15 protein-coding genes are annotated in these 14,912 nt (G+C 39.6%); all 15 read left to right on the top strand.

Annotation, left to right across the window (positions count from 1 at the left end):
* The first annotated feature begins 314 nt into the window (after positions 1 to 314).
* The 15 genes from EOK74_RS01190 to EOK74_RS01120 all read left to right on the top strand — a co-directional run bounded on the left by EOK74_RS01190 (position 315) and on the right by EOK74_RS01120 (position 14,911).
* Positions 315 to 1,460: a Gfo/Idh/MocA family protein gene (locus EOK74_RS01190; RefSeq protein ID WP_133468074.1), complete on the top strand. Its 1,146-nt coding sequence runs from the start codon at positions 315 to 317 to the stop codon at positions 1,458 to 1,460.
* Complete coding sequence (locus EOK74_RS01185; RefSeq protein WP_133468073.1) at positions 1,457 to 2,857, top strand: hypothetical protein; 1,401 nt, start codon at positions 1,457 to 1,459, stop codon at positions 2,855 to 2,857. The genes EOK74_RS01190 and EOK74_RS01185 overlap by 4 nt, the downstream gene beginning before the upstream one ends.
* 3 nt (positions 2,858 to 2,860) lie before the next feature.
* Positions 2,861 to 3,958: a Gfo/Idh/MocA family protein gene (locus EOK74_RS01180; RefSeq protein ID WP_133468072.1), complete on the top strand. Its 1,098-nt coding sequence runs from the start codon at positions 2,861 to 2,863 to the stop codon at positions 3,956 to 3,958.
* Positions 3,959 to 4,217: 259 nt separating this feature from the next.
* The gene (locus EOK74_RS01175) at positions 4,218 to 4,703 is read left to right on the top strand and encodes a gluconokinase (RefSeq protein WP_133468071.1); all 486 of its coding nucleotides are present in this window, start codon (positions 4,218 to 4,220) and stop codon (positions 4,701 to 4,703) included.
* Entirely contained in the window at positions 4,700 to 5,986 is a 1,287-nt protein-coding gene (locus EOK74_RS01170; RefSeq protein ID WP_133468070.1) for a nickel-dependent putative hexonate epimerase, read from the top strand. The genes EOK74_RS01175 and EOK74_RS01170 overlap by 4 nt, the downstream gene beginning before the upstream one ends.
* Before the next feature lie 47 nt (positions 5,987 to 6,033).
* Positions 6,034 to 7,308 (top strand): nickel pincer cofactor biosynthesis protein LarC, encoded by a 1,275-nt coding sequence (gene larC, locus EOK74_RS01165; protein WP_133468069.1) that lies wholly within the window; start codon positions 6,034 to 6,036, stop codon positions 7,306 to 7,308.
* A 19-nt stretch (positions 7,309 to 7,327) separates the two neighbouring features.
* On the top strand, positions 7,328 to 8,125 hold the full coding sequence (larE, locus tag EOK74_RS01160; protein ID WP_133468068.1) for an ATP-dependent sacrificial sulfur transferase LarE: 798 nt from the start codon (positions 7,328 to 7,330) through the stop codon (positions 8,123 to 8,125).
* Positions 8,118 to 8,786: a nickel pincer cofactor biosynthesis protein LarB gene (larB, locus tag EOK74_RS01155; protein ID WP_133468067.1), complete on the top strand. Its 669-nt coding sequence runs from the start codon at positions 8,118 to 8,120 to the stop codon at positions 8,784 to 8,786. Before larE ends, larB begins: the two co-directional genes overlap by 8 nt.
* Positions 8,787 to 9,015: 229 nt before the next feature.
* Positions 9,016 to 9,516 (top strand): hypothetical protein, encoded by a 501-nt coding sequence (locus EOK74_RS01150; protein ID WP_133468066.1) that lies wholly within the window; start codon positions 9,016 to 9,018, stop codon positions 9,514 to 9,516.
* Between the two features lie 75 nt (positions 9,517 to 9,591).
* The gene (locus EOK74_RS01145) at positions 9,592 to 9,891 is read left to right on the top strand and encodes a hypothetical protein (RefSeq protein WP_133468065.1); all 300 of its coding nucleotides are present in this window, start codon (positions 9,592 to 9,594) and stop codon (positions 9,889 to 9,891) included.
* Positions 9,892 to 10,032: 141 nt separating this feature from the next.
* On the top strand, positions 10,033 to 10,740 hold the full coding sequence (locus tag EOK74_RS01140; RefSeq protein WP_133468064.1) for an NYN domain-containing protein: 708 nt from the start codon (positions 10,033 to 10,035) through the stop codon (positions 10,738 to 10,740).
* Position 10,741: 1 nt separating this feature from the next.
* Complete coding sequence (locus tag EOK74_RS01135) at positions 10,742 to 11,881, top strand: DUF4124 domain-containing protein (RefSeq protein WP_133468063.1); 1,140 nt, start codon at positions 10,742 to 10,744, stop codon at positions 11,879 to 11,881.
* A gap of 135 nt (positions 11,882 to 12,016) precedes the next feature.
* A complete protein-coding gene (locus EOK74_RS01130) occupies positions 12,017 to 12,277 on the top strand; it encodes a helix-turn-helix domain-containing protein (RefSeq protein ID WP_133468062.1) in 261 nt (86 codons plus the stop codon).
* A 1-nt stretch (position 12,278) separates the two neighbouring features.
* Positions 12,279 to 13,574, top strand: a complete 1,296-nt coding sequence (locus EOK74_RS01125; protein WP_133468061.1) for a type II toxin-antitoxin system HipA family toxin — start codon at positions 12,279 to 12,281, stop codon at positions 13,572 to 13,574.
* Positions 13,575 to 13,960: 386 nt separating this feature from the next.
* Complete coding sequence (locus EOK74_RS01120; protein WP_239023957.1) at positions 13,961 to 14,911, top strand: AAA family ATPase; 951 nt, start codon at positions 13,961 to 13,963, stop codon at positions 14,909 to 14,911.
* Position 14,912: the final 1 nt, after the last annotated feature.

Genomic DNA, 14,912 nt, shown 5'->3' with positions numbered 1-14,912 from the left:
TGCCTGTTTACTAGCAAACATTTAACAACTAAGCATCATTTTAAATGAATTTATTTTACGATAATGCTAATGTTGATTGACACCGGTGTCAATTGTTGTTTAGATATCTAACCATGTGAGAGATAGCGGCGCTTTTACAAGTAATAAAATTAAAATACTAATGGCAATATTACAAAGCGATGGTTTAACTTTATTGTTTAGCTTTTGGGTAACACTGTTTAGATGCCATCAGTAAAACTGTAGCCTTCATTTGGGACTTATTAATCAGTGCCGATTTACTAAGCCTCAAAACTAGCCATTAAGAAGTTATTATTATGAGTGATGTTAAATTAGGAGTGATTGGCCTTGGTAATATTGGCCAACAGCATATTAAACATATACAAAGTGACGTGGTTAACAATTGCACAATAACTGCTGTGTCCTCAAGGGCTCCAAATGAGATTGCCACTGAAATTGGTGCTAAACATTTTACAGATTACCATGCTCTTATTGATTCTGGTTTATGTGATGGAGTTTTGATTGCCAGTCCAACAATGAATCACCTTGAAATGGGCCTATATGCGTTAGAGAAGGGCTTGCATGTTCTTATGGAAAAACCCATCGCCTTAAGTGTTAAGGATGGGCAGACTCTCATTGATACAGCTAGTGAAAAACAACAATTCGGATTAATGCTAAATCAAAGGGTTGATCCGATATTTACCAAAATGAAAAAGCTCATTGACGATGGGGCATTAGGAGCATTGCAGCGCACTCAGTGGACCATGACAAATTGGTTTAGGCCTGAAGTGTATTTTCAAGTGTCTGATTGGCGGGCTACATGGAAAGGCGAAGGGGGCGGTTTATTAGTTAATCAATGTATTCACAACATAGATATTTTCCAATGGTTATGTGGAATGCCAAAATCGGTGACAGGCTTTTGTGGTTTTGGGAAATATCATGATATTGAGGTAGAGGATGAAGCTTCGGCGTTTTTTCAGTATAAGAATGGCGCTACCGGTATTTTCGTTGGCTCAACAGGTGAAGCTCCGGGAGTGAACCAACTAGATATAGTGGGTGATAAGGGCATGCTTAGTTACAACGGACAGCATTTGTTTCTCACTAAAAATACCCCCGCAACCAGTCAATTTAGTAAAGACACTGTTGATATGTTTGGTCAGCCAGTTACTGAAACCACTAACATCACTCCCACCGAAGAAGTTAATCAGCACGGAGAACTTATTAATAACTTTGTTAACGCTATTTTGGGGAAAGAGTCATTGATTGCTCCTGCTGAACAAGGTCTCGATTCATTAGCAATAGCAAACGGAATATTGTGGTCATCATGGACTGATGAAAAGGTTACTTTTCCTATTGATATGGTTGGTTATCAGGCTGCATTAAATGAAAACATCAAGCAATCCAAGTTACGTGAAAAATCTGACATTAAAGCCAACATAGATATGGAGAAGTCATACAGATGAGCTCAGAAATCGATGACGAAAAGATAAATCTCCAAATAGTATACTTAAAGAATTTAGCGTTACAGCCTTGGTATAAGCGACTGCCAAAATACTTAGCATTAAGTGGCCCTGGCTGGTTACAAGGGGCCATGACCCTAGGCGGAGGAAGTGCGGTAACATCGCTTACAATAGGTGCCTTGTTTGGTTATGAATTTTTGTGGGTGCAGCCTATATCCATGTTAATTGGTTGCATTATGTTATTTGCTTTATCCCATCAAACTTTAAACAGCCAATGCTCTCCTTTTGAATCTATGAAGCGATATGTTAATGCGCCATTGGCTTGGGCGTGGGCAATAGCTGCATTTTTATCTAGCATCATTTGGGGATTTGCCCATTACCCTCTGAGCGCAGCAATGGTAGAAGAGATAATAGTGGTATCTACCGGATTTTCTATGGGAGACAGCGCTAGCCTATCACGAAATATATATCTTTTAGTTTTGGCTATAGGAATATGGGCATTTTGCGCCTATACCGCTTGGCAATACGGTAATCAAGTAAGCAACAAAGCTAACTCTAAGGTTAATGCCGTAGTGATATTTGAAACAGGTATTAAATGGTTAAGTGGCTTAATTATCCTCGCATTTGCTTGGGTTGTGATTAGTGCTTCACTCGAAGGGAAAATTGCATGGGCAGCGGTGTTAGCTGGCTATATTCCGAGTTCCTTGCCAAACACGACAGAAGGTGTAACCACCATGATGGCTGCACTAGGTAGCGCAGTGGGAATTAATATGACCTTTATTTATGGCTTTACCTTATTACACAAAAGGTGGGGTCCTAGTCATGTTGAGTTATCTCGTTATGATATAGGTATGGGGTTAGTGCTGCCTTACATTCTTGTGACTAGCTTAATAAGTATCGCTGCTGCAGGAGCTTTTTTTGGCTCTGAGATGGATATTCAGGGGAAGTTGAGCCCCACACAGGCTGGAAAAATGTTTATGTCAGCTGGTTTAGATGAAGTCACTAGTCGCTTAATTTTTGCGTTCGGTATTTTAGGTATGGCTGTAGGATCTTTAGTTATGCATATGTTGTGTTGTGGCTCTGCAGCCGCTGCAATGTTTAAGTGGAGTGAAGGTAGCTTAAAATACAAGTTAGCATTACTGGCTCCAACTCCAGCTGTACTAGGCGTTTTTGTTTGGGCTTCTATGGGTGCGTATGTCGTACTGCCTACCTCTGCGATATGTGGTTTTTTACTGCCAATCGCTTACATTGGCTGGGCTATTTTGCATAACAATAAAGAATATATGGGAACAGCTATGCCAACGGGTATAAATCGATATGCCTTTAATGCTGCTATGGCACTGTGCATTTTAACTGTATTGAGTAGTGTAGTGTACTCAGCTTATATTCAAATGGGGTAAATAATGAAAGGACAAGCTAACACCTCAGTAAACATTAAAGATGGTGCAAACTATGCCCCTATGGGTAAAGCTCAGCAGGTGGTCAAGCCCAATGAATGTATATTTTCTGTTGCTTTTTTAGACCATGGACATATTTACGGGCAAACCAATGGGTTATTGCAAGCTGGTGCTACCTTAAAATATGTGTTTGAACCAGACTTAGCTAAGCGAGAGGTATTTTGCGCTAAGTACCCTCAAGTCACAGTCGTAGAAAGCTTCTCTAATATAATCGATGATTCAGATACCAAGATTGTAGTAAGTGCCGCGATACCTAATTTGCGGGCAGATATTGGTATTCAAGTCATGGCTTCTGGAAAAGATTACTTTACCGATAAATCTCCGTTCACCACCTTAGAACAACTAGAAAAAGTTAAGAAAGTGGTGCAGTCGACTAACCAAATATATGCAGTTTACTACGCAGAAAGATTGCATAACGAAGCAGCTTGGATGGCTGGAGAGTTAATAAGCCAAGGTAAAATAGGAAAAGTATTACAGGTTATCAACTTGGCCCCTCACCGGCTTGCCAAACCAACACGACCAGATTGGTTTTTTGATAAAAACAGTTATGGTGGAATTTTAACTGACATAGGGTCCCACCAAGTTGAGCAGTTTTTGACTTACAGTGGAGAGACAGACGCTAGGGTTAACTTTGCTAGGGTGGCAAACTTAAATAACCCAGATAAGGTTGGATTAGAAGACTTTGGAGAAATGTCATTGATTGGCAAAAATGGTACCTCTTTTTATTCTCGAGTTGATTGGTTTACACCTGATGGGCAAGCTACCTGGGGGGATGGTAGAACGTTTATTATGGGAACAGAAGGCAATATTGAATGCCGTAAATATAACGACGTTGCGCGATTAGCCCCAGCCTCAAAGGTATTCTTAACTAATAAAATAGAAGAAATAGAAATCGACTGTTTAGGAGAGAGTACCTTTCCGTACTTTGGCCATTTAATTTTGGATGTTATGAATCGGACTGATTACGCAATGACTCAAGAGCATGTGTTTAAAGCTGCTGAGTTAAGTTTAAAAGCACAAAAAGTTGCTGACGAGAATTCATAAATAATATGTTTTTACATAATTTCAAATAGTGAGTAGTTATACTGCAACTGTTCTTGGCAGTATTTCTTTGGCATTTAGCACTTTAATATCTGAGTAACATGTTCCTTTTACTGTGAAACTCTGGGAAAGGCTCCTAGAGTCTCTTTTTTGAAAAAGAGAGTATTAACGATTTGAGATAATAGACATAAATCGGAGTATTATTAGGTATCCCTTTAGCTAGTTATATTTCGATTTGATTTTAGGTGTATAGAGTTTTTTTATGATTTATATTGTGATGGGTGTAAGTGGTTGTGGAAAATCAACCATAGGAAAAGAGTTGGCTGAGCAACTGTCTTTACCATTTTATGATGCTGATGATTTTCACTTTCCAGAGAGTGTTGCCAAAATGGCGAGCGGCACCCCTCTTACAGATGATGATCGTAAACCCTGGTTAAGCTTACTTGCTAATAATATTGTCGATTGGGAGTCTGCTGGTGGCGCGGTGTTAGCTTGTTCTGCGTTAAAGCAAAGCTACCGTGATATTTTGTCATCAACTACAGAAAACACAGTGCGCTTTGTTTATTTGAAAGGTGATAAGGCTACCTTAACTGCTCGCATGAAAAGAAGAGATAACCACTTCATGCCTGAATCCTTATTAGATAGTCAATTGAATACCTTAGAGCCACCACAAGATGCTATTACCGTGTTATTGAAAAACACAGTTGATGAGATTATTTCGCAAATTTTAAAGGCAGTACAAAAATGAGCTACCCAATTCACCATGTTGATACAGAGCAAACAATTTCTGACGATGATTTAAGGCAGATTATTGATAATTTTATTGCTCAAAAAGCTAGTGATGCTAAAAAAATTCTAATTTTACCCCCAGATATTACGCGTTTTTATTCAAAAGCTGGATTTATCTCAAGTTACCTTTATGAACAATTAAAAGACCAAGCAGAGATTTTCTTTTTGCCGGCTCTTGGCACTCACGAACCTATGTCGAACGGCGAAATTGACAGCATGTTTGGCGCAGATATTCCCAAAGACAGATTTTTACCCCACTTTTGGCGCACAGACGTAGAAGTGCTTGGGGAGATCTCAAAGGAGCGTATAGGCGAATTGTCTGAAGGTAAGTTAGATTGCACCATGGAAGTGGCGGTAAACAAATTATTACTAGACGGTACCTGGGATTTGATTATATCTGTAGGGCAAATTGTCCCCCATGAAGTGATTGGAATGGCTAACTACACTAAAAATATTTTAGTGGGTGTAGGTGGCCAAGACACTATCCATAAGTCCCATTATTTGGGTGCTGTGTATGGTATGGAACGAATTATGGGGCGCACCTCTACCCCAGTAAGAAAAGCCTTAAACGAAGGCTTTGATACATTTTTACGGCACTTACCCATTGAGTTTATTTTAACTGTATTGGGTAAAAATGATGACAAGTTAGCGCTGCAAGGTGTGTATTGTGGTAACCAAAATGAAACCTATGAAGCCGCTTGTGAGCTTAGTCAAAAACTAAACTTAAACCTGCTATCTAAACCTATTAAAAAAGCTATCGTATTTTTAGAGCCTGCGGAGTTTAAAACCACCTGGTTAGGTAACAAGGCTATTTACCGTACTCGTATGGCCATGGCCGATGACGGCGAGTTAATCGTATTAGCACCAGCTTTACATCGTTTTGGTGAAGACTTAGCGATAGATAAGCTAATAAGAACTTATGGTTACAAAACCACAGATGAAACCCTAGAAGCCGTGCAGCAAAATCCCGAACTTGCCAGTAACTTGTCTGCTGCAGCCCATTTAATTCACGGTACCACCAACAACCGTTTTAAAGTGACGTATTGCCCAGGTGATGGGTTAACGCAACAAGAGGTAGAGTCGGTTAATTATCAATACTGTCATTATGATGAAATGGTAAAGCGTTACCCAATCGAAAATCTCAAAAATGGCTGGAATACCTTAGATGATGGCGAAGAAGTTTTCTATGTTAGCAATCCTGCTTTAGGTTTGTGGGCAACAGAAGAAACCTTTAATAGCTAGTGTGTTACTGCTATTTTATTTTGCTAATTAAAGGCTAATTCATACCTATGAAGACTGAAAACGCACATATTCATCTAGATATAGTAGGTGGCATTGCCGGTGATATGTTTATATCGGCCATGTTAGATATGTTTGATGATTTAATACCGCCAGTGCTAGCGTCGGTAGCCTCTGTATTGCCCGATGAAGCTGGGCAAGCTGAGCTGTTTGAGGGAGTAAATTCTGGCATTAGCGGTAAACGCTTTAGACTGCAGGCGCAGCAAGTTAGCGCTTCAAGTGATGCTAAAGAGCATACCCATTCTCACGACCATGATGCTGGGCATCATCACGATCATCACTATAGCCACCACCAAGCGTCAGATGCTTTTCACGGACATAAACACACCACTTATATTTACTTATGTGAATTACTAAAAAACAGTGGGTTAAGTAAAGAAGTCATACAAGTAGCCATCGATTTACTGACTATCATTGCCAAAGCAGAGGCAAAAATACATGCTAAATCCTTAGACGAGGTTCACTTTCATGAACTGGCAGACTGGGACTCCTTGATGGATGTCGTCGCTAGTGCAGTAATATTAGATGCCCTAGCAACCTGTACTTGGAGTACTTCTAAACTGCCATTAGGGGGCGGTTTGGTGAATACGCAACATGGGTTAATCCCTGTGCCTGCCCCAGCAACCGCAGAAATATTGATAGATTTTGAGTTTTTTGACGATGCTATTCAAGGGGAACGAATAACGCCAACTGGAGCTGCTATTTTGCGTTATTTATCAGATAAAAAAGTCTTAACTGTAAAACCCCAAGGAAGTCTGCAAGCAACGGGTTATGGGCTAGGTAGCAAAGTCTTCCCGGGTATGCCGAATATTTTAAGAGGCTTGGCATTCGATTGTCACAGTGATAATAAAGAACAAGACACACTAGTAGTCATTGAGTTTGATGTTGACGATATGACAGGTGAAGAGCTAGGACTATCTGTCGATTTACTTCGAAAGCATCAAGGGGTAATTGATGTAGTGGTACACACAGTGAGAGGCAAAAAAAATCGCGCCATGGAGTCTCTAAGAATAATGGCAAATTGCAAGCATTATCAAGATGTTATCGATTATTGTTTTATTCAAACCACAACCATAGGTTTACGTTATCGTTTTGAAACCAGAGCTATGCTAAAGCGTGAGCTAGTGAGCGATGCAGGGCAGTCATTTAAACGTGTGAGTCGTCCTAATCAAACCGATACCAAAAAAATTGAACATGATGAGTTGATCTCTTTAGCTAGTTTGCACGAGCGGCGCATGCATAAATACAAGACAGAATTGTCTTAGATTAGAGGTAGTAAAATTAATGCAGCTAAAAGTAGACAAACTCACAACCTATTTCGATCAATTTGAATCTTTTTCCATCGCCGTAAGTGGCGGAATAGATAGCATGTTGTTAGCCTACCTTGCGAATCGTTTTTCTAAGGCAAAGGTCAAATCTGTACATGCGTTTTCCCCCGCCGTACCCCAAGCTGCGTTTCAAAGGGTAAAGCACTACGCACAGGTCTACAGTTGGGATTTAGAGGTAATCAACGCCGGAGAGTTTGATGATGATAACTACCTTAACAACCCTGTAAATCGTTGCTATTACTGCAAAAGCAACCTGTACACAAGAATCGCTGAATGTAGCCAAGGTATGGTTTTTTCAGGGACAAACCTTGATGATTTAGATGATTACAGACCAGGCCTTGAAGCCGCAAAAGAGCAAAACGTACAACATCCTTATGTTGCAACAAACATAAATAAGTCAGACATTTATGCTATTGCCAAGTTTTACGGCTTATCAGATATTCACGCTCTGCCAGCCCAGCCCTGTTTAGCCAGTAGGGTAGAAACCGGTATTAAAATTGATGCAGGCGACTTAGGCTTTATTAATCAAGTCGAAGAGTCCACCCGCCAAGCTTTACCAGAGGTGAAGAACGTTCGTTGCCGCATCACTCAGCAAGGTACTTACCTAGAAATTGACACCATGCCAGACAGCGAAGTTCTCGAGCAGCTATCTGATCGCCTAGCTACTTTATGCGCCCAAGATGGTAGGGTTTTCTCAGGTATTCGCAGCTATCAAAAAGGCTCGGCTTTTATTAATGGAGTCACCCATGGATAGTTTCGTTTGGGATAAAGACAGAAAATCAAGAACAGGCATTGCCGAAGCGGTTTTTTGTAATAGTAAGAGCGACGCAGATTTAGCTGCCATTATTGAATACAACATGATGCAGAAATCATCAGTGTTATTCACTCGGATGACCACTGAGCAGTGGCAAGTGTTGCCTAGCTCCTTTCAAGAAAAATTAGATTACGATCAAGCCTCACGCACCGCCATTTTAAACTTTGTAAAGCCAAAAGAAGAGTCGTCAGATGTATGTATCGTCTCTGCCGGCACATCAGACTTAGCTATTGCCAAAGAAGCTCAGCGTACTTTAGCGTTTAATGGTTACTGTGCACCAATTTATGCAGACCTAGGGGTTGCCGGGCTATGGCGATTAATTGAGAAGTTAGACGATATCAAACAACATAAGATTGTTATTGCCCTTGCTGGAATGGAAGGGGCGTTATTCAGTGTGCTGTCTGGATTGGTAGATATGCCAGTTATCGCCGTACCCACATCTGTGGGTTATGGGGTTTCGGCTGGTGGCCAAGCCGCATTAACTAGCGCCTTAGCCTCATGCTCACCGGGTATACTCACGGTAAATATTGATAACGGCTTCGGTGCTGCTAATGCCGCTATTAAGATCATAAAGCAATTTCACCCAGTTACAGTTGCGTAATAAACGGTTACCGCCTTAAGTAAATTTTAATTATCTGACTACTTTACAGCAATATCGGTTAGATTTTTTTTGACTATTCATTTTATAACATTCGATGGCATCCAAGGGTAAAAAAAGCTCGTCTATACTGCATATTGGTAAGGTGTAAAAAGCAACAATGAACTAACCTAGGTTGAATCTTTTGCTTAAAGAGCTGACACAATAAGCACCACCAAATGGAGTTGACAATATGAAATTATTAGGTTTTTGTATGGTGATTTTTATTTTCAGCAGCCTTGCCCATAGCCAAGATAAATGTAAGCAAGAAAAGCAACAAGTTGACCATTGGAATAGCCAACTTAAATATAAAGTCACAGAGCGTGCCCGCAACAAACATCGCGAAGCAAAAGAAGATTATCTAGTCTGTTTACGGCAAGTAGAGCCTGCACAATCTAAAAAATCTAACTCTAAAGTCACTAATAATATAAACATAACTAATTTACCCGACTTTAAAACAAAAACTAAAAGCACAGCTATGAAAAGCGTTACGGTTTCAAGTTATGTTAACTTTAAAGGTAAAAAGAAAGCGGCATGGCAACAATATTTTATTGAACCCACAAAATGCATGGAGAACAGGAGTGATATGAGCGTTTTCGTAAAATGTGCCAAGCTCAGAAAGCACGAACTCAAACGTTTTAATGCAAGATGGGACGCAAGCACTCAAACCTTAAAGCCTTTATTGGAACCTTGATTGAGTTGTTATCTGTATGCTTTAAGGTAGTTCAAATATAAACGTTATTTTGAGTAGGATGATTAGGTGGAAAGAATGGATAAAATAGAGTTTGTTGCTTTTTGCGAGTCGCAATTAAAGCAGGTGTTTAATTTAACTAGGCAGGGCAAGCCAGATACCAAGCAAAAGCATAGAGTTGAAGGAGTCTTATTAGCAGGTGAAATGCTAGGGGTTCTTGACCGTGTAGAGTGTTCAGAGTTAATGGAAAAAGCCCATCTAGAAGTGTTTGGCGAAACCCTAGCAGTGCGAACTGAACGTAAACAATCCCAAGCCAAACTAAAAGCACTCTCACCAGATGATTACTTTGATATACCAGCAATAGAAAGGCGAAGGTGATAGGGCGTATATTATCAGTCCTAGAAGCTCTCAATCGAAAGCCTACAAGTCAGTGGAATACCTATGTATTTATTCAAAACTACAAAATACTCGCGTTGCTAAGCTAAACTCCTTATTCGTTTAAAAGGACTTTAGTTTTATATGAAAGACAAAGATAAAATTGCATTGTTCATCGATGCAGATAATGCCCCTGCCCGAAAAATTGACAAAATTCTCTCAGAGCTAGCTCGTTACGGTGTAGTCAATATTCGTAAAGCCTATGGCAATTGGAAAAATGCCTGTATTAAGCCTTGGGAAGATATTTTACACGAATTTGCAATTCAACCTATACAGCAATTTGACCTAACTAAAGGTAAAAATGCCACAGACATGGCTTTAGTGATTGATGTTATGGACGTGCTTTATACCAAAGAAGTAGATGTTATTTGTTTGGTATCTTCTGATTGTGACTTTACCCCTTTAGTTACCCGAGCCTTGGCTGATGGTAAGTTTGTTATAGGTTTTGGAGAGCGCAAAACCCCCGCTGCTTTTGTAAATAGTTGTTCTAGATTCTTATTTCTTGACGAAGAACCTGTACAAGTTAATACACCCGAGCCACCCCCTAAAAATATTAAAAGTGACTCCCGATTAATGAACTTGCTACGCCAAGCAATCGAGGCGGTAGAAGAAGATGATGGTTGGGCTAGATTGGGTCCAATTGGTTCTCATATTTCAAATCATGCTTCTTTCGACCAGCGTAATTACGGTTTTAAAAAGCTCAGTGATTTGTTTGCGGCTATCGACTTATTTGAAATGAAAAAATCACATAGTTCGCAATTGTGGGTGAGAGATAGAAAGCGAGCTAAGTGAATTGATCTGGTTTAAGCGGCTTAAAATCGTATTAATTGTTGCTGGCGCATTTGGCGCTAGTAGCTTATTTGTTAAGTACCTTGAGAGTGAAAAGGTAGCGCTTCCCCCATTCGTCAATAAAGCACTTGCTTATTTTGAAGAGTCACCACAACTCATTAGCCAAGAGGTATTAAGTATCGATTCAAAGATAGATAAGCCTTCTTTGAACTTAGCCCCTCAAGTCGAAATAATAAACGAGATGTCTCGTCCTCGAAGAGTTTGTAAAGATCATTCTTTAGGTGAGTTAAAAGTTAAGTCTCAATCAAATATATATACATGGAAAGACTCCCAAGGAGTAACACACTTTAGTGATAAAAAACCGGATAACCTTAGTGTCGAAGAGTTGGAGTTAGCTGGTGAGCAAGTATTTGATTACTTCTCGTTAAACATAGTGGGGGCAGATGTGCCGTTTGAGTTTAAAGAAAAGCTCTCTCGTGCCATCCATAAAATGTTTGCTATTTATGGGCAGCTCATAGATAGAAGTAACCTAAAAAAAGCGTCGATAAATCTTAGGTTTATTGCTTCAAAAAAAGAGTTTGAACGCTATCGGGCTAAACATGCGCCAAACTCTAGAACAACAACAGGTTTTTACGATAATGGTACCAATGAAGCCGTAATCTTTTATGGATCTTTCCAAAGCGCTTTTAAAACAGCTATTCACGAATCCGCCCATGGTATTAACCGTGGTGTAATAGGCAATACAAATAAATGGTTGAATGAAGGGCTTGCTGAATACCTTGAAATGATAACAACCAATTTAAGTAGTGTAGAAATAGCACTCAACACTGACTGGTTTAGCAATGGAAAGTTACGTAAAAGACCTATCCCACTGCCACAATTATTTCCTTCAACAAGAGCTGATTGGAATTCTGTCAATCAATCAAAATATTATGCTACAAGTTGGGCATTGATTTATTTTTTCATGGATAACAAATCTCTTAGATTAAAACTCGCCAAACTTATAGCATTAGAGCAAAGTAATATGTGCGATCAGCTAACAATTAAACAAGTGAAAACCGTATTGGGTATGAATACCAAAACGCTACAAAAACGGTTTAATTATTGGTTAGACAAAGCTGACAAATTTCCTCATGTCATTTGATGTCTTTTATAGGTACAAATCCCCTAAAAGGTATAATTTGACATATATACCATTAAGGGTATATTTAACTTGATATACCTCTTAGGGGGTAGGTCTATAGATATACCCTCAAGGGATTAATAGTGGAGAGGCATAATGAAGCTTAACAACTCAAAAGAACTGGCTGATTATATAAAGCTGCATCGAAATAAGCTGCAACGAACGCAGACCGATGTGGCACAGCATGTTGGTTTAAAGCAAAAAACCATCTCGGCTATAGAAAACTCCGCGGGTAACGCCCGTATTGATACCCTCTTTAAAATTGCCCATGAACTAGGTCTCTCTATTGAGCTTAAGCCGAAGCAAGAAAATCACAGCAATCAAAAGACCGAAAGCGGCTGGGATCAGGAGTGGTAATATGGAGTTGTTCGTAAGCCTTAACGGGGTCAAAGTAGGTACACTGTTAAAAGATAAGCACGGTGGGCTACATTTTTCTTATACCGAGCAGTGGATGAAGCGCCCAGGCTCACGTCCCATTTCTTTGTCGTTACCCATCACAAAGCAAAAATACGCGGGCGATCTAGTGTACAACTTCTTCGATAATTTGCTTCCTGATAATCCAAACATTCGCAATAAAATACAAGCTAGATTTAATATCGGTTCGGGGCATGCCTTCGATCTTTTAGCGGCAATAGGCCAAGATTGTGTGGGGGCTATTCAATTATCCTCAGAGCAGCCAAAGCCTATAAACCAACTGAACTACAAGGTGTTGTCAGAGCAAGAAGTTGAGAAGTTATTACAAGGCTACAAACACACAGCACTTGGGATGGAAAGTGACGATGACGACTTTCGGATTTCGATTGCTGGCGCTCAGGAGAAAACCGCTTTACTTAAAATCGATCAACAATGGACGAAACCTATAGGCTCAACACCAACAAGCCATATATTAAAATTACCCATGGGCGAGTTACCGCAAGTGGGTATCGATTTAACCGATAGCTGTGAGAACGAATTTATTTGCCTAGAGCTGGCGAGAGCTTTTGGATTTAATGTGGCTAATTCAGAGGTGCTTTATTTTGGCGACCAAAAAGTTTTAAGCGTAGAACGCTTTGATCGGAAATATGCTTCTGACGGTTCATGGCTGATGCGTCTCCCCCAAGAAGATTTTTGTCAAGCAATGGGGATTTCATCTGCTCAAAAATACCAGTCAGATGGTGGTCCAGGAATAACAGACTGTTTAAATTTGTTAACGGCTTCGTCTAATAGGGAGGATAGAGACACGTTTTTTAAAACTCAGATATTCTTTTGGTTAATCGCTGCTATTGACGGTCATGGGAAGAATTTTAGCGTATTCTTAGAGCCTGAAAACACATATAGAATGACCCCTCTGTATGACATCTTGTCAGCGTTCCCTATGATGTCAAAAAGTGCATCGAAAAAAGCCTTACAGCCGCAAAAGATCAAAATGGCCATGTCTTTAAAAGGTAAAAATACACACTGGAAGTGGAACGATATTCAGCCCCGTCATTTAGTATCGACTGCCAAGTATGTGAAATACCCTACAGACAAAGCTGCTTCGCACTATGAATACTTTATAGATAATATTGAAAAGGCCATTGCCAAAGTCGAAGCTAAAATTCCCAGTAACTTTCCAGCCTACGTAGCAGAGGACATTTTTTCTGGGCTGAGAAAACAAGCTGCTAAGAAATTGTAATAAATAGCGCCGAAGTAAAGGTTTCCAGCTATGTTGTGCAAATTTTATTTCAAAAACCAGAAGTTGAGTAAGTTAGATGCGGCTGAGAAACAGGTTTGATTAAAACTAGTTGGCTTGACGGTTTATTCACTTTTAAACTCAAAGGCATAAAGTACAAAGGTAATGAAATTATCACCCGAATTCATACATGGAGCTTGGGAAAAGCCGGAACGGCTTTTATGCCTCTTGGAGTTCTGTAAATAACTGTACTTCTCAAGAAAAACTACAGAGATACGGATTTTATAAACTCATGGTAGTAAAAAAGTGTTTAATATATACTTAATAACGTAATTAAAAGTAAATCGAGCTCTTTTTTCATGGCTAGTTCAACCCAAATTAAAGCACTTATGCAATCGCATATTGACAAGGATGACGATAGATTTTTATCTATTGCGCTTCAGGTTGCCGCTCATGAAGCAAGAAATGGTCATGGTAAACTTGCACAAGAACTAAAGCTGCTTATCGACAAGGCTAAAAAAAGAAGTCTTAATAACCTACCTATATCAATATCAAGTGGCGTTAAAGATTCAACTGGTCTATTAACAACAAGTCATCCTAAATTACGTTTTAATGATTTGATAGTTTCTTCAAATGTAAAAGACCGATTAGAAAGGTTGGTTAAAGAACAAAAGCACTTATCTACTCTGAAGAATCACGGCTTATCTCCTAGAAGAAAGCTACTCCTAGCGGGAAAGCCCGGTACTGGCAAAACTTATACAGCTTCGGTTCTTGCTGGAGAGTTAGGGTTTCCTCTATTTGAAGTTCGTCTTGATGCAGTCATCACAAAATACTTAGGCGAGTCATCTACCAAATTACGCCAAATATTTGATGCAATTCGAGAAGTCAGAGGTGTGTACTTTTTTGATGAGTTTGATGCATTGGGTTCGCACCGTGGTTCAGCTAATGATGTAGGCGAAGCTAGACGTATTCTTAACAGCTTCCTACAAATGATTGAGCAAGATGAGTCAAATAGTGTCATTGTGTGTGCTACCAACCACATTGAAGCACTTGATCACGCGCTTTTTAGAAGATTTGATGATGTTATTCGTTATGAATTACCGTCTGAAAAAGAAATTATCTCTTTATTCAAATCTCGTTTACGTACTTACGTCGCTAAAAATTTCTCATGGAAAAAATTAGCACAATTATCTGATGGCCTTAGTAATGCAGAGGTTACTTTAGTTGCGAATGATGCAACCAAAGAAATGTTGATCCATGATTTACCGTCGATCACAATCTCTATGCTTCAACAAGCAATTGAAGACAGGAAAGGTATTAGCCAACATTTCACCATTTAAT

It is taken from the genome of Paraglaciecola marina (genome assembly GCF_004360155.1).
In the GTDB taxonomy this organism is placed as follows: domain Bacteria; phylum Pseudomonadota; class Gammaproteobacteria; order Enterobacterales; family Alteromonadaceae; genus Paraglaciecola; species Paraglaciecola marina.
The sequence above is the reverse complement of the archived record's forward strand: the minus strand, read 5'-3'. Positions and strand labels throughout refer to the sequence as shown.

Bases quoted from the DNA above. Each gene is read 5' to 3' on its own strand.
- EOK74_RS01190 (WP_133468074.1), top strand. From the start codon at position 315: ATGAGTGATGTTAAATTAGGAGTGATTGGCCTTGGTAATATTGGCCAA.
- EOK74_RS01185 (WP_133468073.1), top strand. From the start codon at position 1,457: ATGAGCTCAGAAATCGATGACGAAAAGATAAATCTCCAAATAGTATAC.
- EOK74_RS01180 (WP_133468072.1), top strand. From the start codon at position 2,861: ATGAAAGGACAAGCTAACACCTCAGTAAACATTAAAGATGGTGCAAAC.
- EOK74_RS01175 (WP_133468071.1), top strand. From the start codon at position 4,218: ATGATTTATATTGTGATGGGTGTAAGTGGTTGTGGAAAATCAACCATA.
- EOK74_RS01170 (WP_133468070.1), top strand. From the start codon at position 4,700: ATGAGCTACCCAATTCACCATGTTGATACAGAGCAAACAATTTCTGAC.
- larC (WP_133468069.1), top strand. From the start codon at position 6,034: ATGAAGACTGAAAACGCACATATTCATCTAGATATAGTAGGTGGCATT.
- larE (WP_133468068.1), top strand. From the start codon at position 7,328: ATGCAGCTAAAAGTAGACAAACTCACAACCTATTTCGATCAATTTGAA.
- larB (WP_133468067.1), top strand. From the start codon at position 8,118: ATGGATAGTTTCGTTTGGGATAAAGACAGAAAATCAAGAACAGGCATT.
- EOK74_RS01150 (WP_133468066.1), top strand. From the start codon at position 9,016: ATGAAATTATTAGGTTTTTGTATGGTGATTTTTATTTTCAGCAGCCTT.
- EOK74_RS01145 (WP_133468065.1), top strand. From the start codon at position 9,592: ATGGATAAAATAGAGTTTGTTGCTTTTTGCGAGTCGCAATTAAAGCAG.
- EOK74_RS01140 (WP_133468064.1), top strand. From the start codon at position 10,033: ATGAAAGACAAAGATAAAATTGCATTGTTCATCGATGCAGATAATGCC.
- EOK74_RS01130 (WP_133468062.1), top strand. From the start codon at position 12,017: ATGAAGCTTAACAACTCAAAAGAACTGGCTGATTATATAAAGCTGCAT.
- EOK74_RS01125 (WP_133468061.1), top strand. From the start codon at position 12,279: ATGGAGTTGTTCGTAAGCCTTAACGGGGTCAAAGTAGGTACACTGTTA.
- EOK74_RS01120 (WP_239023957.1), top strand. From the start codon at position 13,961: ATGCAATCGCATATTGACAAGGATGACGATAGATTTTTATCTATTGCG.